15 protein-coding genes are annotated in these 19,615 nt (G+C 71.7%); 7 read left to right on the forward strand and 8 right to left on the reverse strand.

All coding sequences use genetic code 11. The features are described 5' to 3' along the window. Positions 1-36 precede the first annotated feature (36 nt). Entirely contained in the window at positions 37-2,883 is a 2,847-nt protein-coding gene (gene secA / locus ACZ44S_RS38040) for a preprotein translocase subunit SecA (RefSeq protein WP_466937871.1), read from the reverse strand. A gap of 279 nt (positions 2,884-3,162) precedes the next feature. Between secA and ACZ44S_RS38045 the strand changes: the two genes are divergently transcribed. Both ACZ44S_RS38045 and ACZ44S_RS38050 read left to right on the forward strand, forming a co-directional pair. Further along, the gene (locus tag ACZ44S_RS38045) at positions 3,163-3,732 is read left to right on the forward strand and encodes a GNAT family N-acetyltransferase (protein WP_466937873.1); all 570 of its coding nucleotides are present in this window, start codon (positions 3,163-3,165) and stop codon (positions 3,730-3,732) included. Positions 3,733-3,780: 48 nt separating this feature from the next. Continuing rightward, positions 3,781-4,968 (forward strand): winged helix-turn-helix domain-containing protein, encoded by a 1,188-nt coding sequence (locus ACZ44S_RS38050; RefSeq protein WP_466937875.1) that lies wholly within the window; start codon positions 3,781-3,783, stop codon positions 4,966-4,968. An 8-nt stretch (positions 4,969-4,976) separates the two neighbouring features. Here ACZ44S_RS38050 and ACZ44S_RS38055 read toward each other — a convergent pair whose 3' ends face one another. From ACZ44S_RS38055 to mtnA, 7 genes are all read right to left on the reverse strand, one after another. Next, complete coding sequence (locus ACZ44S_RS38055) at positions 4,977-5,723, reverse strand: response regulator (protein WP_190167302.1); 747 nt, start codon at positions 5,721-5,723, stop codon at positions 4,977-4,979. Between the two features lie 203 nt (positions 5,724-5,926). Continuing rightward, the gene (gene hpf / locus ACZ44S_RS38060; RefSeq protein ID WP_466937878.1) at positions 5,927-6,619 is read right to left on the reverse strand and encodes a ribosome hibernation-promoting factor, HPF/YfiA family; all 693 of its coding nucleotides are present in this window, start codon (positions 6,617-6,619) and stop codon (positions 5,927-5,929) included. A gap of 311 nt (positions 6,620-6,930) precedes the next feature. Further along, the gene (locus tag ACZ44S_RS38065; protein WP_466937880.1) at positions 6,931-7,845 is read right to left on the reverse strand and encodes a ComF family protein; all 915 of its coding nucleotides are present in this window, start codon (positions 7,843-7,845) and stop codon (positions 6,931-6,933) included. A gap of 77 nt (positions 7,846-7,922) precedes the next feature. Next, positions 7,923-9,761: an LpqB family beta-propeller domain-containing protein gene (locus tag ACZ44S_RS38070; RefSeq protein WP_466937882.1), complete on the reverse strand. Its 1,839-nt coding sequence runs from the start codon at positions 9,759-9,761 to the stop codon at positions 7,923-7,925. Then, on the reverse strand, positions 9,751-11,904 hold the full coding sequence (mtrB, locus tag ACZ44S_RS38075) for an MtrAB system histidine kinase MtrB (protein ID WP_466937885.1): 2,154 nt from the start codon (positions 11,902-11,904) through the stop codon (positions 9,751-9,753). The genes ACZ44S_RS38070 and mtrB overlap by 11 nt, the downstream gene beginning before the upstream one ends. A 1-nt stretch (position 11,905) precedes the next feature. Continuing rightward, positions 11,906-12,595, reverse strand: a complete 690-nt coding sequence (gene mtrA, locus ACZ44S_RS38080) for a two-component system response regulator MtrA (RefSeq protein ID WP_391967244.1) — start codon at positions 12,593-12,595, stop codon at positions 11,906-11,908. Between the two features lie 4 nt (positions 12,596-12,599). Beyond that, positions 12,600-13,748: an S-methyl-5-thioribose-1-phosphate isomerase gene (mtnA, locus tag ACZ44S_RS38085; protein ID WP_466937888.1), complete on the reverse strand. Its 1,149-nt coding sequence runs from the start codon at positions 13,746-13,748 to the stop codon at positions 12,600-12,602. A 140-nt stretch (positions 13,749-13,888) separates the two neighbouring features. On the opposite strand from mtnA, the gene ACZ44S_RS38090 reads away from it, so the two are divergent. The 5 genes from ACZ44S_RS38090 to ACZ44S_RS38110 are packed head-to-tail and all read left to right on the forward strand — an operon-like array spanning position 13,889 to position 19,481. Next, a complete protein-coding gene (locus tag ACZ44S_RS38090) occupies positions 13,889-15,226 on the forward strand; it encodes a DUF7847 domain-containing protein (RefSeq protein ID WP_466937890.1) in 1,338 nt (445 codons plus the stop codon). Positions 15,227-15,230: 4 nt separating this feature from the next. Further along, on the forward strand, positions 15,231-15,989 hold the full coding sequence (locus ACZ44S_RS38095) for a DUF4129 domain-containing protein (RefSeq protein WP_466937892.1): 759 nt from the start codon (positions 15,231-15,233) through the stop codon (positions 15,987-15,989). Next, the gene (locus ACZ44S_RS38100) at positions 15,986-17,182 is read left to right on the forward strand and encodes a DUF4350 domain-containing protein (protein ID WP_466937895.1); all 1,197 of its coding nucleotides are present in this window, start codon (positions 15,986-15,988) and stop codon (positions 17,180-17,182) included. Before ACZ44S_RS38095 ends, ACZ44S_RS38100 begins: the two co-directional genes overlap by 4 nt. Continuing rightward, on the forward strand, positions 17,182-18,171 hold the full coding sequence (locus ACZ44S_RS38105) for an AAA family ATPase (RefSeq protein WP_466937900.1): 990 nt from the start codon (positions 17,182-17,184) through the stop codon (positions 18,169-18,171). The genes ACZ44S_RS38100 and ACZ44S_RS38105 overlap by 1 nt, the downstream gene beginning before the upstream one ends. Further along, positions 18,171-19,481, forward strand: a complete 1,311-nt coding sequence (locus ACZ44S_RS38110) for a DUF58 domain-containing protein (RefSeq protein WP_466937898.1) — start codon at positions 18,171-18,173, stop codon at positions 19,479-19,481. The genes ACZ44S_RS38105 and ACZ44S_RS38110 overlap by 1 nt, the downstream gene beginning before the upstream one ends. Positions 19,482-19,615: the final 134 nt, after the last annotated feature.

Raw genomic sequence — 19,615 nt, forward strand, 5'->3', positions numbered from 1 at the left:
CCGTCCTGCTGCCGCTCCTCGCCGGAGCGGCAGAGCTCACTTCTTGCGGCGACGCCCGCCCCGGGCCTGCTTGCGGCGCTCCGCGCGCGTGAGGCCGTCCGCCTCGGACCGCACCGGCTCGTCGCCGGTGGCGAAGTCACCTTCGATGGTGCCGCCCTCGCCGTCGACCGTCGGCGCGGAGAAGTGCAGGTTCCGCCGCTGCGGGGCGTCGAGCCCCTTCGCGCGGATCTCCGGACGGGGCCCCGCCTGTGCCGGCACCGCGTCCTTCTTCTCCAGGTCGGCGACCGGCTGGGCCTCCTCGACCGGGACCTCCTCGACCTGCTGCTCGACCTGGACCTCCAGGTTGAACAGGTAGCCGACGGACTCCTCCTTGATGCCGTCCATCATGGCCTGGAACATGTCGAAGCCCTCACGCTGGTACTCGACCAGCGGGTCCTTCTGCGCCATGGCGCGCAGGCCGATGCCCTCCTGGAGGTAGTCCATCTCGTAGAGGTGCTCGCGCCACTTGCGGTCGAGGACCGACAGCACGACCCGCCGCTCCAGCTCACGCATGATCTCGGAGCCCAGCTGCGCCTCCCGGGCCTCGTACTGAGCGCGGATGTCGTCCTTGATGGACTCGGCGATGAACTCGGCCGTCAGCCCGGCCCGGTCGCCGGCCTCCTCCTCCAGCTCCTCGATGGTCACGCTCACCGGGTACAGCTGCTTGAAGGCGCCCCACAGCCGGTCCAGGTCCCAGTCCTCGGGGAAGCCCTCGGCGGTCTCACCCTTGACGTAGTCGTCGATGGTGTCGTCCATGAAGTGCTGGATCTGCTCCTGCAGGTCCTCGCCCTCCAGGACGCGGCGGCGCTCGCCGTAGATGACCTCACGCTGCCGGTTGAGCACCTCGTCGTACTTCAGGACGTTCTTACGCGTCTCGAAGTTCTGCGTCTCCACCTGCGACTGGGCGGACGCGATGGCGCGCGTCACCATCTTGTTCTCGATCGGCACGTCGTCCGGCACGTTCGCCATGGACATCACGCGCTCGACCATCTGGGCCTTGAACAGACGCATCAGGTCGTCGCCGAGCGAGAGGTAGAAGCGGGACTCGCCCGGGTCGCCCTGGCGGCCGGAACGACCGCGCAGCTGGTTGTCGATGCGCCGCGACTCGTGCCGCTCGGTGCCGAGGACGTACAGGCCGCCGATCTTCTCGACCTCGTCCTTCTCGGCCTTGACCGCCTCCTCGGCCCGCGCGAGCGCCTCGGGCAGGGCGTGCGCCCACTCCTCGATGTGCTCATCGGGGTCGAGGCCGCGCTGGCGCAGCTCCGCCTCGGCGAGGTCCTCGGGGTTGCCGCCGAGCTTGATGTCCGTACCACGGCCGGCCATGTTGGTCGCCACGGTGACGCTGCCCTTGCGGCCCGCCTGGGCGACGATCTGCGCCTCGCGCTCGTGATGCTTGGCGTTCAGCACCTCGTGCTGGATGCCGCGCTTGCTGAGCTGCTGCGAGAGGTATTCGGACTTCTCCACCGACGTCGTGCCGACGAGGATCGGCTGCCCCTTGCGGTGCTTCTCCTCGATGTCGTCGACGACCGCCTCGAACTTGGCGACCTCGGTGCGGTAGATCAGGTCGGACTGGTCCTTGCGGACCATCGGCCGGTTGGTGGGGATGGGCACCACGCCGAGCTTGTAGATCTGGTGGAACTCGGCGGCCTCGGTCATCGCCGTACCGGTCATGCCGGACAGGCCGGGGATTTCCTTGCCGTTGTGGTCGTGGCGCTTGTAGAGGCGGAAGAAGTTCTGCAGCGTGATCGTGGCGAGCGTCTGGTTCTCGTCCTTGATCGGCACCGATTCCTTCGCCTCGATGGCCTGGTGCATGCCCTCGTTGTAGCGGCGGCCGGCGAGGATACGGCCGGTGTGCTCGTCCACGATCATGACTTCGTCGTCGATGATGACGTAGTCCTTGTCGCGCTTGAAGAGCTCCTTGGCCTTGATGGCGTTGTTCAGGTAGCCCACGAGCGGGGTGTTCACCGACTCGTACAGGTTGTCGATGCCCAGCCAGTCCTCGACCTTGGCCACACCGGACTCGTGAATGGCGACCGTGCGCTTCTTCTCGTCGACCTCGTAGTCGCCGGTCTCCTCGATGCCCTTGAGCGGCTGGCCGGGCTCACCGCGCTTGAGCCGCTTGACCAGCTTGGCGAAGTCGCCGTACCACTTGGTGGCCTGGTCGGCCGGGCCGGAGATGATCAGCGGCGTACGGGCCTCGTCGATGAGGATCGAGTCGACCTCGTCGACGATGGCGAAGTTGTGGCCGCGCTGGACGAGCTCCTCCTTCGACCACGCCATGTTGTCGCGCAGGTAGTCGAAGCCGAACTCGTTGTTCGTGCCGTAGGTGATGTCGCAGGCGTACTGCTCGCGGCGCTGGGCCGGCGTCATGTTGGCCAGGATGCAGCCGACGCTCAGGCCCAGGAACTTGTGGACGCGGCCCATCATCTCGGAGTCGCGCTCGGCCAGGTAGTCGTTGACCGTGATGATGTGGACGCCCTCGCCCGACAGCGCGTTCAGATACGCGGGCAGGGTGCCGACGAGGGTCTTGCCCTCACCGGTCTTCATCTCCGCGACATAGCCCATGTGGAGCGCGGCGCCGCCCATGATCTGGACGTCGTAGTGCCGCTGGCCCAGCACGCGCCGGGCGGCTTCGCGGACGGTGGCGAACGCCTCGGGCAGCAGGTCGTCCAGGCTCTCACCGTCGGTGTACCGCTGCTTGTACTCATCGGTGAGGGCCCGCAGCTCGGCGTCGGAGAGGCCTTCGAAGTCCTCTTCGATGGAGTTGACCTGGTCCGCGATGCGGTGCAGCTTGCGCAGGATTTTGCCTTCGCCTGCACGCATGATCTTCGAGAGGACGGACACGGGGGTTGGTCTCCTTGCCGGTCGGGCCTGGGACGGTCGGTTTCCATTTCACTGACGGAGCAACGGCCATCGTATGCGAGGACCCCGTCACGCCGGGAGGCCTGCCGTGCGGTGACCGTCGGCTGCTTCCTATCCGTTGCACGGCTGCCTCACAAGGACAACGTCCCGGGCCCCGGGATGGTGCCGCGCCGTACCGGCGAATTGCGCGAAGGGTGATCATCACCTCACGCACGGCGAAAGCGATGGCGCCGTCCACCGTCGCACGAGCAGAATCGGCCGATGGAACCCGTCACGCTCACCACCGATCGCCTCGTGCTGCGCCCGGTCGGCCCGCAGGAGACCGACGCCGTGTACGCCATCTGCCAGGACCCGGACATCCAGCGCTGGACCACGATCCCCTCCCCGTATCTTCCCGAGCACGCCCGGGGGTTCACGGAGCAGATGGCCCCGGACGGGTGGGCGAACGGTTCGATGTTCACCTTCGGTGTCTTCCTGCCCTCCGGCGAGCTCACCGGCATGCTCGGCATCACCATGCGCTCCCTCGGCACCGGTGAGATCGGCTTCTGGGCGGCGAAGGAGCACCGGGGCAACGGCTACATCACCGAGGCCGCCCTCGCCGCCTCCCGCTGGGCCTTCACCCGGATGTCGGTCGACCGCGTGGAATGGCGCGCGGAGGTGGGCAACGTCGCCTCCCGCGCGGTGGCCGAACGCGCGGGCTTCATCATCGAGGGCACCCTGCGCTCCTCGCTCAACAACAAGGGAGTGCTGCGGGACTGCTGGGTGGGCTCCCTGCTCCCCTCCGACCTGGGGCTTCCGTCCACGTCACCCTATGTGCCCGGCAGGGGATGACGTCCGGGCCCTCCGCGTTGTCAGTGGCGCCCCCTATCGTGCGGGAGTATGACGACCCTCCCGCGTCCGACCACGGAACTCTCGGCCGACGAGGCCCGCCGCATCGCCCTGCGCGCCCAGGGCTTCCTCGGCGCCCCGGACCGCCGCTCCGGTGTGCGGGGGGTCCTCCGTCACCTGGGCGCCGTGCAGCTCGACACGATCTCCGTCCTGGCCCGCTCCCACGAGCTCATCCCGTACGCGCGGCTGGGCGCCGTGGGGCGCCGGACCGTCGAGGAGGCGTACTGGACGGAGGGCTCGCGGCCGCCGCACGCGTTCGAGTACTGGTCGCACGCGGCGTGCATCCTCCCCGTCGAGGAGTGGCCGCACTTCGCCTTCCGCCGCCGCGCCTACCGCTCCCGGCCGCACTGGAGCCACGAGCTCCCCGACGGAACCTACGACCAGGTGATCAAGCAGCTCCGCGTGGAAGGCCCCCTCACGGCGACGGAGCTGGGCGGCGCGAAGCGCACGAGTGAGTGGTGGGACTGGTCCGGGACCAAGGTCGCCGTCGAGCGCGCGCTGATGTACGGCGAAGTGGTGTGCGTCGAGCGTCGCGGCTGGAAGCGGGTCTACGACCTCGCCGAGCGCGCGATCCCGGCGGAGCTGCTGCACGACGAGCTGGACGACACCGAGTGCCTGCGCCGCCTGGTCCGGCTGGCCGGCCGGTCCCTGGGCGTCGGCACGCGCGCGGACATCGCCGACTACCACCGCCTCAAGGGCGAGCAGGTCGACGCGGTGATCGCCGATTCGGGCCTGGTCCCGGTCACGGTGGCGGGCTGGTCGAAGCCGGCCTGGGCCGATCCGGACGCCCTGGCGACGGCGCCGCGCGGCCGCCACCGTACGACGCTGCTCTCCCCGTTCGACTCCCTGGTCTGGGAGCGGGCGCGCACGGAGCGGATCTTCGGCTTCACCCACCGCCTCGAGGCCTACGTTCCCAAGCCCAAGCGGGTCCACGGCTATTTCGCGATGCCCGTCCTCGCGGGCGGCCGGCTCGTCGGCCGGGTCGACCCCGCCCGGGAGGGCCGCACGCTGGTGGCCAAGCAGGTCACCCTGGACGGCCCCAAGGCGGCTCCGGCCGTGGCCCGGGCGCTGGTGGAGGCGGCGGGCTGGGTGGACTGCGCCAACGTCCGCGTGGAGCGGGTCGACGCGCCCGAACTGCGCGAGGCCCTGGTTCTGGAGCTCGCCCGGGCCGTCGCCTGAGCCGGCCGTCACCGGATCTCGAGGATCTTCTCCCGCATCGCGTAGACCACCGCTTCCATCCTGGAGTGCAGCTGAAGCTTCTCCAGGATGTTGCGCACATGGTTCTTCACGGTGTTCTCGGAGATGAACAGTTCCTTGGCGATGTCGCGGTTGTTCATCCCCGTGGCCACGAGCTTGAGGACTTCGAGTTCGCGGTCGGTCAGCCGGGGCGCGGGAACGAGTCGGCGCTCGTCGGTCCGCTGGATCATCGACTTGAACTCGGTGAGCAGTTTCGACGCCATGGACGGGCTGATCTGGGACTGCCCGTCCGCCACCGCCCGAATGGCCGTCGCCACCTCGTCCGTGGAGATCTCCTTGAGGAGATAGCCGGTCGCGCCCGCCTTGATGGCGTCGTAGAGATCGGCTTCCTCGTCACTGATCGTCAGCATGATGATCTTCGCGCTGGGAGCGACCTCCTTGATGGAGGTGCACGCCTCGATCCCGCCGCGCTTGGGCATCCGCACGTCCATCAGGATGATGTCCGGCAGCAGGTCGGCCGCCTTCTCCACGGCCTCCGCGCCGTCCCCCGCCTCGCCGACGACCTGGATGTCCTCCTCGGCCGCGAGCACGATCTCCAGTCCGCGGCGGAACAGCGCGTGATCGTCCACCACAAGGACTCTGATCGGCTCCTTGCGTGGAGTGTCCGCGTCCGGGCCCATGCCGACGACGCCGCCGTCGGCATCCTCGTCCTGCATCGGTCCGAAGCTGTCCGCCATCGTTCCTCCCCCTGAAGGCTGTGGCCTGTGGTCCTGAGCCATCGCCAACCCAAGGCAACGGCCCACCGGTTGAGCCGTTGCCGCCATGATTCCATGCCCGGACGACACCGGAGTGCCGGCGGGCGCGCGAAGTGGGCGCACACCGGTGCCCCTGGGGGCGCACACGCGCACCAGGGGCACCAAATGTGCTGTCGTCCGGCAGATCAGCCGCCGAGTGTCCCACCGGCCTCGGGGGAGTTGGTCTCGGTGACCATCGTGTCGGTGCTGAGGTGGATCACGCCGTAGTCGTAGGCATGGCGCCGGTAGACGACGCTGGGCTCCTTGGTCTCGGAGTCGACGAACAGATAGAAGTCGTGCCCGACCAGCTCCATCTCGTAGAGCGCCTGGTCGAGGGTCATGGGCGCGGCCACATGGGTCTTCTCGCGGACGACGAGGGGGCCGTCACCCTGTACTTCCAGCGAGCCGATCTTCTTGGTGGGGACGGCTTCCCGCTCCTGGGCGACGGAGGTCGCGCCGGTCCCGTTGAGTGTCGCCACGCCCGGGACGTGCGCCGGGACCTCGGCGGCCGAGATCCTGCGCGCGCCGCGCCGCGAGAAACGCTTGTCGTGCTGCTTGCGCAGCCGGGCGTCCAGCTTTTCCGCTGCCAGGTCGAGCGCCGCGTACGGGTCGCTCGCCGCCGCCTCCGCCCGGATCACCGGACCGCGGGAGCGCAGGGTGATCTCCACCCGGTCACTACGGTCGGCCTGTCGGGGGTTGGGCTCCTTGGACACCTCGACGTCGAGGCTGATCACCTTGCCATCGAGCTTCTGGATCTTCTCCAGGTTCAGCTTCTCGGCCACGTGCTTCCGGAACCGCTCGGGCACCTCGGTCTTGCGGCCCTTGACGACGATGTCCACGCAGAACTCCGTTCCCGGATCACTCCGCCTCGGTGCGGAGTGTCTCCCTTTTGCACCAGGCCCCGGTGACGTCCGGAGCCTCGGACTCGGTGACGTCCACCTCCTCCCCCATGAGCGAGATCTCCAGTCCACCGGTGCGGGTGATTGCGAAAAACCCGCAGCACGGCGATCGGATTCGAGGGGTGTGGCCTGCGGCTTTCCCTCACAACCGAACATATCTCGCCCGGACGGATGTCGTCACCCTCTACCGCCCCGTACCTCCATTCAGGGGAATTGCCCCTCTCATAACCTGCAACGACGCTCGCACTCAGTCAGTTCCGGTGTAATTCGAAAGCATCCGGTGATGCCGCGACGACGGCCGCGCACACCACGTCGGCGATACCGCCGGTTCGGTCCCCGGCCGCCGTTCCCGGTGGCCTGCCGGACCGCCGGCGCGTCCTCTGTCGAGCTGGTTCCTTCCGCTGTTCTCCTCTCCTTTCCCAGGTCTCACCCAGGTACACGAACGCGGGCCCCGAAATGCTCGATCGGGCACCCGGCCCCGCCCGCACCGCGCGCGCCGCCTCGGCCAGCGACGCCCCCGTGGTCATCAGGTCGTCGACCAGGACGACCCGGGTACCGGCCAGCAGCCGGCCACAGCCCGGGGCCACCGTCAGCGCGCCCCTGAGATTGGCCATCCGCTGGCGCGAGCCGAGCCCCGACTGGTCGGCCACCACCCGCCGTTGTCCCAGTGCGGGAAGTACTCGGGCGGGTACCCCCGCCCGCCGCAGCTCACCCGCCGCCGCGTACGCGATCCGTCGGGCGGGGTCGTGCCCGCGGGCCCGCACGGCCCGCCGCGCGGACGGCACGGGGACGAGCAGCACCGGGCCGTCCCCGGGTCCGCGGTCTCCGGCCGGCGCTGGACCCGGCGCCCCGGCCCGGGCCCGGGGACCGGCCGCCCGCAGCCCTGCCCGCACCGCTCCTGCCAGAGCCTCGCCGAGCGGCCTGGAGAGGGCCAGGGCGCCCCGTTCCTTGTGGGCGAGCAGCGCGGCGCGCACCTCGTCCGCGTACCGTGCCGCCGCGTGCACCGACGGCAGCCCGGCCGGTGCGGGCACCGGCCGCACCCTGCGCGGCGCGGACCCGCTCAGCGCCGTACGGCACGCGGCGCAGAGCACCGTACGAGACCTGCCGCAGCCGCCGCACTCGGCCGGGAGCACCAGGTCGGTGAGGTCCTGCCACCAGTCCCGCATGGGCCCACTGTGCCAACCCCCGCCCCACCCGGCCACCCCTGTGGACAACTCGCGGGACCGGGCCGGGCGGGACCGGCTCACCCCGGATAGACCGGTGCCGTCCCCTCCGTCACCTTCTGCCACTGGGCCCCCGAGGGCAGCCGTACGATCCCGTCGACGGAGTACGCCACGAGCGGTGCCAGTTCGTCCTCGGAGGCGGTGACGGCCTTGACGCCGGTCAGGGCGGCGGGCAGCGGCACGTCCGGCGTGGAGCCGTCGACGTCGACGTACTTCATCTGCTCCACACCCCCCTGCTCGCGCCCCACCACCACGAGGCGGCTGTCCCCGGCCCACGACATGGCCGTGACCTGCTCCAGCTCGGGCGTGGCCTCGCGCAGCTCCAGCACGGTCACCGTCGGGCGCTCGTCCGGCCCGCCGTCCGGCCGGCTCCGTTCGATCCGGCCGACCTGCAGGGACAGCCGGTCGCCCTTCTCCACGACAAGCGCGATCCGCACCCCGTCGGCGGCCACCCGGACCGCCCGCACCCGGCCGTCCAGCCCCGGCGTCCGCACCTCCAGCGGCTCACCCGCGCCCTTCTCCAGCAGGTACAGCCGCGGGTCCGCGGGGTCGCGGTCGGCCACCCACAGTCCCCCCTGGGCGTCCCAGCTGGGCGGGGTCAGCCTGTCCTGCTCGGTCTTGCCCTCGCTGCGCAGCACGGGGTCCCCGAGGGAACTGCCCGACACCAGCGAGGCGACGAACAGCGCCTTGCCGTCGATGCCCACTCCCGCCGCGGTGCGCTCGTCCCGTGCGACCGCCACCGAGCGCAGCGCCTTCTCGCCGTCGCCCAGCGCCCCGGGCACCGGGTCCGGGTCGGTGTCGCTGGTGCCCGCGGCGATCCGCACGAGCCGGCGCTCCTCGTCGACGAAGTACAGATAGTGGGGCTCGTTCAGCGCGCCCCGGGTGGCCACGGTCTCGGCACCGTCCTGGGCGAGCAGGCACAGCTGCCCCCCGTCGGCCCGCAGCTCGACCTCCTCCACCGCGGGGCTGAGACCGCGCAGCGTGAACAGCAGTTGCGCCGCCATTTCCTCGCAGCGGCCGGTGCCGACCTCGGCCGCCCTGTCGTTGAGCGGCACGACGAGCCTGCCCCGGTCGTCCGGCGTCAGGGGGCCGGCGCCCTTGCGCAGCGCCGCCCCGGTGGGGAAGCTCGACCGGACGACCGGGTCCAGCCAGGTCGTGGGCCCGCCGATGAGGGAGCGCACCATCCGGGTCGTGGGGTCGACGTTCCTGCGCACATAGACCGGGTCGGCGACCGCCATGGGCAGGTCCGTGGCAGCGGTCTCCGCGTTGTTCGAGGCGAAGTAGTACTTGCTGACGGACATGTAGTTGCGCTGGAAGTCCGACTTGCCCATCACCACGCCCTGCGGCACCGCGTCGATGCGCCACTGGCCGCTCTTCTCGTCCTTGGTGAGATGGACGATCTTGCTGTAGGGCCCGGAGGCGGGCGTGTACGCCTGCTCCGCGTCCACGGTGGCGACCTGGGTGCCGGTCAGGGTGTAGGAGAGGGCCCCGGTGTCCTCCCGGGCCGGGCGGTCGGCGTGGGCGCCGGGACCGTTCGCCAGCACGGTGGTGGACAGCTCCGGCTGCCAGGTCTCCGACGCCTCCCGGGTCAGATACTGGCGCGCGGTCCTGTACTCGGGGTCGTCGCTGGTCAGCGCCTCCAGGAAGCCCTGGACGATCTGCGTGGGAGTGGCGTCCTCGCTCGGCGGCATGGCGAACACCCGTACCTGGGCCTCCTGCCGCGGTGTGGACTCGACGCCCCGCAGGCCTCCGCTGTCGGGCATCGAGGCGCACCCTGCCAGCAGGACGACCCCGCCGGCGGCGTATGCCACCCTCCGCACCGATGACCCCCGGCCGCGCCCAACGCGCTCACCGCCCACGCGAAGCCTCCCCGTCCCTCTCCGCACCACGCGTCGCACCGTCCCTGCCGGTCCTCTCGCTCCCGGCCGTCCCCTCCGGGCCCCCGGTATCCTCCGCCGGCCGCCGCGCGGCCGCGTCGTCCTCGCCCCCGCCGAGCGGCGCGGGGCCCTCGCCCAGCGCGCCGGGCGTCATGCGCGTACTTCCGGAGGCACTCCCGGACCGTGCCACCACGCGCGCGCCGTTGCCGGGCAGCGCCGTGGGGTCGGCCGTGGGGGTCACGGCCGTGGGCGGCAGGGGGAACGGGTCCCTGGCCGCGCCGTCGGTGCCCGGCTGCCGCACCGGCACCGTGGCGCTCTTCTCGCCGTCCCCGCCGCGCGGCAGACCGGCGTCGTCGAGCCCGCGGTTGCGCCGCGAGTCCTTCGGCTCCAGGGGTATCGGAGACCCCCGCAGCGGCTCGTCCGCGGTCCTGGGCAGCGTCAGCCGGAACTGCGAACCGCCGCCCGCTTCGCCCCATGCCTGCAGCCAGCCGCCGTGCAGCCGCGCGTCCTCCAGGGCGATGGACAGCCCCAGCCCCGTACCGCCGGTGGTCCGCGCGCGTGCCGGGTCGGCCCGCCAGAAGCGGCTGAAGACCCGGGTCGCCTCACCGGGCTTGAGCCCGACGCCGTAGTCGCGGACGGCCACCGCGACGGCGCCGCCGGCCGCGGCCAGTTTGACCACGACGTCCTTGCCCTCGCCGTGCTCCACCGCGTTGACGACGAGGTTGCGCAGCACGCGCTCCACGCGGCGCGCGTCGGCCTCGGCGACGACGGGCTGCTGGTCGCCGACGATCCTGATGTGCGTGCCCTTGCGCTCGGCGAGCGGCTCCGCCCCGCTGACCACCCGCCGTACGACCTCGCGCAGGTCGATCGGTTCCGCATCCAGCGCCGCCGCGCCCGCGTCGAAGCGGCTGATCTCGAGCAGGTCGGCGAGCAGCGACTCGAAACGGTCCAGCTGGTCGGCGAGCAACTCGGCCGACCGCGCGGTCACCGGGTCGAAGTCCTCGCGCGCCTCATGGATGACGTCCGCCGCCATCCGCACGGTCGTCAGCGGCGTCCGCAGCTCGTGCGACACGTCCGACACGAAGCGGCGCTGCATCCGCGACAGGTCCTCGAGCTGGCTGATCTTCAGCTGGAGGTTCTGCGCCATCTTGTTGAAGGCCTCGCCCAGGCGCGCGATGTCGTCCTCGCCGGTGACCTTCATCCGTTCCTGCAGCCGGCCGGCGGACAGCCGCTCGGCGATCCCGGCCGCCATCCGTACGGGGGTGACGACCTGGCGCACGACGAGCCAGGCGATCGCCCCGAGGAGCACGACCACGAACAGCCCGGCGGTCGCCAGCGTGGTCTTGACCAGGCTCAGCGACTTCTCCTCCTGGGTGAGCGGGAAGAGGTAGTAGAGCTGGTACGGATCGCCGTTGGGGTCGTTGACCTGCTTGCCGATGACCAGGGCGGGCTGGGGCTCCTTGTCGTCGTTGTAGACGACACGGGTGTAGCTCTGGGCGGCCGCTGTGCTGGAGTCGATCCGCTCCCGCAGGTCCGCGGGCACGCTGACCGTCGGATTGACCTCACCGGAGGCCCGCGGTCCGCGCCCGCTGCCGCTCTCGCCGCCCGCGGGCAGGGTGACCACGTCGAAGGCGCCCTGACCACCGCTGGAGAGCGAGGCCACGAGATCACTCATCCACTGGATGACGCTCTGCGAGGGTCGGCCGTCAGGCGCGGTGTCCTCGTCGCCCGTGACGCTCACGTCCTCGTCGGCCTGCTGTTTGGCCACGGCGAAACCGCCGGTGGCCTGGCTCTGCGACGCCTTCACCTTCGCGTCCAGCAGACCGTTGCGCACCTGGCCGATGACGACGAAGCCCAGCAGCAGGACCACGCCCAGGGACATCAGCAGGGTGGTGACGACCACCTTGAGCTGGATGTTGCGCCGCCACAGCCGCATGACGGGCAGCAGCGGCCGGCGCACCCAGCGCATGAACAGCCGGATGACCGGGCTGCCCTGGACGCCGCCCTCGAGCAAGCCGCCCTCGAACAGACGGCCCCAGCCGGCGCCCGTCACCTTCCGGCCGACAGGCCGCCCCGGACGGCCCCCGGACCGGCCGGGCGCCGAAGCGGCACTGTCACCGGACATGTCAGCTCGGTCCTGCCTTGTATCCGACACCACGGACGGTCACCACGATCTCCGGCTTCTCCGGGTCCTTCTCGACCTTGGAGCGCAGCCGCTGCACATGCACGTTCACCAGCCGGGTGTCCGCCGCGTGACGGTAGCCCCAGACCTGCTCCAGCAGCACCTCACGCGTGAACACCTGCCACGGCTTGCGCGCCAGCGCGACCAGCAGGTCGAACTCCAGCGGCGTCAGCGCGATGGACTGCCCCTCCCGCTTCACGGAGTGCCCGGCCACGTCGATCACCAGATCGCCGATGGCGAGCTGCTCCGGCGCCGGCTCCTCCGACCTGCGCAGCCGCGCCCGGATACGGGCCACCAGCTCCTTGGGCTTGAACGGCTTCACGATGTAGTCGTCGGCCCCGGACTCCAGGCCCACCACGACATCGACGGTGTCACTCTTCGCCGTGAGCATCACGATCGGCACCCCGGACTCCGCCCTGATCAGGCGGCACACCTCGATGCCGTCCCGCCCGGGCAGCATCAGGTCCAGGAGCACGAGATCGGGTTTGGTCTCACGGAAGGCGGCCAGCGCCTTGTCGCCGTCGGCTACGAAAGACGGCTCAAAACCTTCACCGCGCAGCACGATGCCGAGCATCTCGGCCAGTGCGCTGTCGTCGTCGACGACAAGGACTCGTCCCTTCATAAACGACATCATCCCATTAGCTAATCGTTACCTGGCGTGACCTGGCACACAACGCTGCCAGAGCCTCGCTCGTCACGGGCGAAACAGCGCCTTCCTCGGTGACGATCGCCGTCACCAGCTCCGGCGGTGTCACGTCGAACGCCGGGTTGTAGGCCTGGGTCCCCAGGGGTGCCACCGGAATACCGCCTCCCGCTTCCGTTCCGGCCACCGGCACCTGCGGTGCTGTGACCTCCGTCACTTCATGACCGGGGCGCTGCTCCACCTCGATCGACGACCCGTCCGGCGTCTGCAGATCCACCGTCGTCACCGGCGCCACCACGATGAACGGCACATGGTGGTACCGCGCGAGCACCGCGAGCGGATAGCTCCCCACCTTGTTCGCCACCGAACCGTCGGCCGCGATGCGGTCCGCCCCGATGAGCACCGCGTCCACCTCGCCCGCCGCGAACAGCGATCCCGCCGCGTTGTCGGTGAGCAGCGTGTACGCCATACCGTTGCGAGCCGCCTCGTACGCCGTCAGCCGAGCACCTTGCAGCAACGGACGCGTTTCGTCCACCCACAGGCGCCTGAGCCGCCCCGCGCGGTGCGCCGCCAGCGCCACCGCGAACGCCGTCCCCTCACCGCCCGACACCAGCGCGCCGGTGTTGCAGTGCGTGAGGATCCGGTGCCCGCCGCCGGGCAGCAGCTCGTCCAGCAGCGCCAGCCCGTGCCCGGCCATCCGGGTGCTGGCCTCTGCGTCCTCCCGGTGCAGCTGCTGCGCCGCGGCCAGCGCGGCCCCGGCCGCCTGCCGGGAATCGCCGCCCCGAGCGAGTACCGCACGGTGCGCGGAGTGCGCCCGGCGCACCCCGACGGCGAGGTTCACCGCGGTGGGCCGGGCGCTCTCCAGCGCCGCCGCCGCGTCGTCCACGTCGAAGCCCCGCACGGCCGCGAGCGCGACGCCGTAGGCGCCCGCGATGCCCAGCAGCGGGGCACCCCGCACGGCGAGCGAGCGGATCGCCTCCACCAGCGCGGGCGCGTCCGTACAGACGAGCTCGACCTCCTCGGCCGGCAGCCGTGTCTGGTCGAGCAGGACCAGGACGGGGCCTTCGGGTGGCTCTTCCCAGCGCAGTGCCGGGATCTCGGCCGGCCGCTTGTTGTCGCCGCTGTGCGCGTACTGATCAGCCATGCGGCCAGTCTGCCCCCTGTCGCACCGACAATTGAAGGTACACAGCCCTCACCTCGGCAGGTCCCTTGATGACCACCCCATGGCACGATGGCTGCCAAGCTGCCGCCGCGACCGCGGACGGGCACCGTGAAGGAGCGACGATGAACGACACTCCGGGCTGGGCATCGCCCGGATCCGCCCCGTCCGAAGGGCAGGAAACGGGTACGTCCGGACCTGCCGGGCCCGCCGGCCGCCCAGGCCCCGAGCAGCCCGCCGACCAGCCCCGGCAGCCGGGCCAGGCCCCCCAGGACCAGGGCGTGAAGTGGTCCAAGGACCAGCCACCGGCCGGACAGTGGTCCGCCCCCACCGGCGGTGCCGGCCCCACGGGCCCGGGCCAGGCGCCCCCGCCGCCCGGCGGCCCGGGCTGGGGCGCCCCGCCCCCCGGTGGCCCCGGCGGCTACGGCGGCGGACCCGGAGGTCACGGTTCCTGGGGAGGCGGCTGGGGAGGCCCCCCACCCGCGGCCAAGCCCGGTGTCATCCCGCTCCGCCCCCTCGGCGTGGGCGAGATCCTCGACGGCGCCGTCTCCACCATGCGCACCTACTGGCGCACCGTCCTCGGCATCGCCCTGACCGTCGCCGTCTTCACCGAGATCGTCGTCGTCCTGCTCCAGGGCCTGGTCCTCGACAACTCCAGCACCGAGGCCCTCAACGACCCCAGCGCCACACTCGGCGAACTGACCGACGCCATGGGCGACGCCCTGTTCAACTCCGGCGTGGTCTTCCTGGTCACGCTGGTCGGCACGGTCGCCGCCACCGCCCTGCTCACCACCGTCACCAGCCGCGCGGTGCTCGGCAAGCCGGTCACCACCGCGGACGCCTGGCGCGACGCCCGCCCCCAGGTCGTCAAACTGTTCGGCCTGATCTGCCTGCTGCTGCTCATCACCGCCGGCATCATCACCGTGGGCGCACTCCCCGGCCTCCTCGTGTCCGTGGCTGCGGGCGGTGAGGTCGGCATCGCACTCACCGTCCTCGGCCTCATCTGCGCCGGCGTGCTCGCCCTGTGGCTGATGATCCGCTTCTCGCTGGCCTCGCCCACGCTCATGCTGGAGAAGCAGGGCATCGTGAAGGCGATGACCCGCTCCGCCAAGCTGGTCCGCGGCTCCTGGTGGCGGGTGTTCGGCATCCAGCTGCTCGCGACGATCATCGCCAACGTCGTCGCGTCGATCATCGTCATCCCGTTCACCTTCCTTGCCTCGGCCCTCAGCGGGGACGGCGTCACCGGCTTCCTCAACAGCGCCGGCGGCGACATCGGCTGGACGTTCCTCATCGTCAGCGGCATCGGCTCCGTCATCGGCGCCATGATCACGTTCCCGATCACGGCCGGCGTCACCGTGCTCCTCTACGTCGACCAGCGCATCCGCCGCGAGGCACTCGACCTCGAACTGGCCCGCGCCGCCGGCGTCCAGGCCCACGGCCCCGGCACCACCCCGGGGAGCTGACGGAGTGACCGCCACGGGGGGAGTTCTCACAACGGCGCAGGCCCTGCCCACGGCCGCCGACACGGCCGTACGCCTGCTGCTGCGCGGCGACGACGAGCCGCCCGTCACCCTCCCGCGCGACCCCGCGCGGGAGGCGGCCCGGCGCGAGCTGTCCAAACGCATGTACCACGAGAACGACCCCAGCTGGTTCCAGCAGGCCCTCGACGCCTTCTGGGAGTGGATCGGCAAACTGTTCGACGCCGCCTCCACCGCGACACCCGGCGGCACCCTCGGTCTGGTCGTCATCGTCGCGGCCGTGATCGCCGTCCTGACCGCCCTCTGGTGGCGCCTGGGCACCCCCCGCCGCGGCCACGTCTCCGCCCCCGCCCTGTTCGACGACCGCCCCCGCAGCGCCGCCGAACACCGCGCGGCCGCCGAGGCACACGCCGCACAGGGCCACTGGAACCAAGCCGTCCAGGAACGCATGCGGGCCATCGTCCGCGCCCTGGAGGAACGGGCCCTGCTCGACTCCCGCCCCGGGCGCACCGCCGACGAGGCCGCCGCGGAAGCCGGCCACGCCCTGCCCGCCCACAGCGACGGCCTGCGCGCCGCCGCCCGCGACTTCGACGACGTGACATACGGCGGCAGGGCCGCGACGCAGCAGTCGTACCGGCGGATCGCCGAACTCGACCGCGACCTGGAGCGCACCAGGCCGCAGCTCGCCGGCAGCGGCAGCAGCACCCGGAGCACGGACACCACCACCCGCCAGGGAGCCGCCGGATGACGACCGAGGTCACGCTCCCCTCCACCTCGGCCTCGCCCACCGCCCGCCAGGTGTGGACCCGCGGGCGAGGCATCGCCCTCGGGCTGGTGCTGCTGCTCGCGGCGGCCGTCGCGATCGCCGTGGTCCGCTCCGACGCCCGCCACGGCGAACTCGACCCCCGCTCCGCCGACCCCTACGGCAGCCGCGCCGTCGCCGAACTCCTGGCCGACCGGGGCGTGGACACCCGCGTGGTCGCCACCCTCGACGAGGCCGCCGACGCGGCCGGCCCCGACACCACCCTCCTGGTGGCCATCCCCGACCTGCTGACCCCCAGCCAGCAGACCCGGCTGCACTCCGCCTTCGTCCAGTCCGGCGGCCGCACCGTCCTGGTCTCCGCGGGCAGCTCCTCCGTGGAACGCCTCGCCCCCGGCGTCACCGCCGACCCCGCCACCAGCTTCGACTCCACCCTCGCCCCCGACTGCGAACTGCCCGCCGCCCGCCGCGCCGGCACCGCCGACACGGGCGGCATCCGCTACACCACCACCCACCTCGACGCCGACGAGTGCTACCCCAGCGAGCGCCTGGCCACCCTGCTGCGTCTCCCGGCGCCGTCCGGGGACGGCGACACCGTCGTCCTCGGCTCGCCCGACATCCTCATCAACGAGGAACTGGACCGGCACGGCAACGCCTCGCTCGCCCTGCAACTCCTCGGCTCCCGCCCCCATCTGGTCTGGTACCTCCCCTCGCTCGCCGACACCACCGCCGCCTCCGAGGAGGGCGAGCGCGACTTCTTCGACCTGCTCCCCTCCGGCTGGCTGTGGGGCACCCTGCAACTCTTCATCGCCGCGGCCCTGGCCGCCCTGTGGCGGGCACGCCGGCTCGGCCCCCTGGTCCCCGAGAAACTCCCCGTGGCGATCCGCGCCTCCGAGACCGTCGAAGGCCGCGCCCGCCTCTACCGCAAGGCGAACGCCCGCGACCGCGCCGCCCTCGCTCTCCGCTCCACCACACGCACCCGCCTCGCCCCCCTCGTAGGCATTCCCGCCCCCCAGGCACACGCGCCCGAGGCCCTGCTCCCCGCCCTGTCCGCCCACCTCCAGGGCGACGGACAGTCCCTGCACGCCCTCCTCTTCGGCCCGCCCCCCGGCGACGACGCAGCACTCATCAAGCTCGCCGACCAACTCGACGCCCTCGAAAGAGAGGTACGCCGTCCATGATGGACCCGACCACTGACAACGCCGCGCACACCGGGGACCCGGCCTCCGCCCGGGCCTCCCTGGAGGCCCTGCGTGCCGAGATCGCCAAGGCCGTGGTCGGCCAGGACCCCGCGGTGACCGGTCTCGTCGTCGCCCTGCTCTGCCGCGGCCACGTCCTCCTCGAAGGCGTCCCCGGCGTCGCCAAGACCCTCCTCGTCCGCGCCCTCGCCGCCACCCTGGAGCTCGACACCAAGCGCGTCCAGTTCACCCCCGACCTGATGCCGAGCGACGTCACCGGCTCCCTGGTCTACGACGCCCGCACCGCCGAGTTCTCCTTCCAGCCCGGCCCGGTCTTCACCAACCTCCTCCTCGCGGACGAGATCAACCGCACGCCCCCGAAGACCCAGTCCTCCCTGCTGGAAGCCATGGAGGAACGCCAGGTCACCGTGGACGGCACCCCCCGCCCCCTCCCTGACCCCTTCCTGGTCGCCGCGACCCAGAACCCCGTCGAGTACGAGGGCACCTACCCCCTGCCCGAAGCACAGCTCGACCGCTTCCTCCTCAAGCTCACCATCCCCCTCCCCTCCCGGCAGGACGAGATCGACGTCCTCACCCGCCATGCCGAGGGCTTCAACCCGCGCGACCTGCGCGCCGCCGGCGTACGCCCCGTCGCCACCGCCGCAGACCTGGAAGCCGCCCGCCGCGCCGTCGCCGCGACCACCGTCTCCCCCGAGATCACCGCGTACGTCGTCGACATCTGCCGGGCCACCCGCGAATCGCCGTCCCTCACACTCGGCGTCTCCCCCCGAGGCGCCACCGCGCTCCTCGCCACCGCCCGCGCCTGGGCCTGGCTGACGGGCCGCGACTACGTCATCCCCGACGACGTGAAGGCCCTCGCCCTCCCCACGCTCCGCCACCGCGTGCAGCTTCGCCCCGAGGCCGAGATGGAGGGCGTCACGACCGACTCGGTCATCAACGCGATCCTCTCCCACGTCCCCGTGCCCCGCTGATGGCCCTCACCGGACGCGCCGCCCTGCTCGCGGCACTCGGCTCCCTCCCCGTCGGCATCTGGGAACCCGGCTGGACGGGGATCCTCGCCGTCAACGCACCCCTCGCGGTGGCCTGCGCCTGCGACTTCGCCCTGGCCGCCCCGGTACGCCACCTCGGCCTGACCCGCTCCGGCGACACCTCCGTGCGCCTGGGCGACACCGCCGACGTCACCCTGACGATCACCAACCCGTTCCGCCGGCCGCTACGCGCCCGGATTCGCGACGCCTGGCCCCCGAGCAGCTGGCAGCCCGGTTCGGAGGTGGAGGCCTCCCGCCATCGTCTGCTGATCCCCCCGGGGGAACGCCGGCGCCTCACCACCCGTCTACGTCCCACTCGCCGCGGCGACCGCCACGCCGACCGCGTCACGATCCGCTCCTACGGCCCCCTCGGCCTCTTCGCCCGCCAGGGCTCACACAAGGTTCCCTGGGCGGTACGTGTCCTGCCGCCCTTCACCAGCCGCAAGCACCTGCCGTCCAAGCTGGCGCGCCTGCGCGAACTGGACGGCCGGACCAGCGTGCTGACCCGGGGCGAGGGTACGGAGTTCGACAGCCTCCGCGAATACGTCCCCGGCGACGACACCCGTTCCATCGACTGGCGCGCCACCGCCCGCCAGTCCGCGGTCGCGGTACGCACCTGGCGTCCCGAACGCGACCGGCACATCCTGCTCGTCCTCGACACGGGCCGCACCTCCGCGGGACGAGTCGACGACGCGCCCCGCCTGGACGCCTCCATGGACGCGGCACTGCTCCTGGCAGCCCTCGCCTCCCGCGCGGGCGACCGTGTCGACCTGCTGGCCTACGACCGTCGCCTGCGCGCCCTCGTCCAGGGCCGCACCGCCGGCGATGTCCTCCCCTCCCTCGTCAACGCCATGGCCACGCTCGAACCCGAGCTCGTCGAAACCGACGCCCGGGGACTGACGGCGACGGCGCTCCGTACGGCACCTCGACGCTCCCTGATCGTGCTGCTCACGACGCTCGACGCCGCCCCCGTCGAGGAGGGCCTGCTTCCCGTCCTGGCCCAGCTCACGCAACGCCACACGGTTCTCCTGGCTTCCGTGGCGGATCCTCGCACCGCCAGAATGGCGAAGGCACGCGGCAACGCCGACGCCGTCTACGAGGCCGCGGCGGCGTCCCAGGCCCACGCGGAACGCGACCGCACCGCGGAAAACCTCCGCCGTCATGGCGTCACGGTCGTGGACGCAACGCCGGAGGAGCTGGCGCCGGCACTGGCGGACGCCTACCTGGCTCTCAAGGCGGCAGGACGTCTGTAATACGCCCGGGCGGGGGTGGGGGCTTGGGGGCCTGGGCACCCTGAAACGCAGAAAACCCCGCACCGGTAAGGTGCGGGGTTTTCCCAACAATTGTTCGGCGGCGTCCTACTCTCCCACAGGGTCCCCCCTGCAGT

This window comes from Streptomyces malachitofuscus, assembly GCF_055571035.1.

Bases quoted from the DNA above. Each gene is read 5' to 3' on its own strand.
- ACZ44S_RS38055 (WP_190167302.1), bottom strand. From the start codon at position 5,723: ATGGCGGACAGCTTCGGACCGATGCAGGACGAGGATGCCGACGGCGGC.
- mtrA (WP_391967244.1), bottom strand. From the start codon at position 12,595: ATGATGTCGTTTATGAAGGGACGAGTCCTTGTCGTCGACGACGACAGC.
- ACZ44S_RS38105 (WP_466937900.1), top strand. From the start codon at position 17,182: ATGGACCCGACCACTGACAACGCCGCGCACACCGGGGACCCGGCCTCC.
- ACZ44S_RS38045 (WP_466937873.1), top strand. From the start codon at position 3,163: ATGGAACCCGTCACGCTCACCACCGATCGCCTCGTGCTGCGCCCGGTC.
- ACZ44S_RS38110 (WP_466937898.1), top strand. From the start codon at position 18,171: ATGGCCCTCACCGGACGCGCCGCCCTGCTCGCGGCACTCGGCTCCCTC.
- ACZ44S_RS38100 (WP_466937895.1), top strand. From the start codon at position 15,986: ATGACGACCGAGGTCACGCTCCCCTCCACCTCGGCCTCGCCCACCGCC.
- ACZ44S_RS38090 (WP_466937890.1), top strand. From the start codon at position 13,889: ATGAACGACACTCCGGGCTGGGCATCGCCCGGATCCGCCCCGTCCGAA.
- ACZ44S_RS38050 (WP_466937875.1), top strand. From the start codon at position 3,781: ATGACGACCCTCCCGCGTCCGACCACGGAACTCTCGGCCGACGAGGCC.
- ACZ44S_RS38065 (WP_466937880.1), bottom strand. From the start codon at position 7,845: ATGCGGGACTGGTGGCAGGACCTCACCGACCTGGTGCTCCCGGCCGAG.
- mtrB (WP_466937885.1), bottom strand. From the start codon at position 11,904: ATGTCCGGTGACAGTGCCGCTTCGGCGCCCGGCCGGTCCGGGGGCCGT.
- mtnA (WP_466937888.1), bottom strand. From the start codon at position 13,748: ATGGCTGATCAGTACGCGCACAGCGGCGACAACAAGCGGCCGGCCGAG.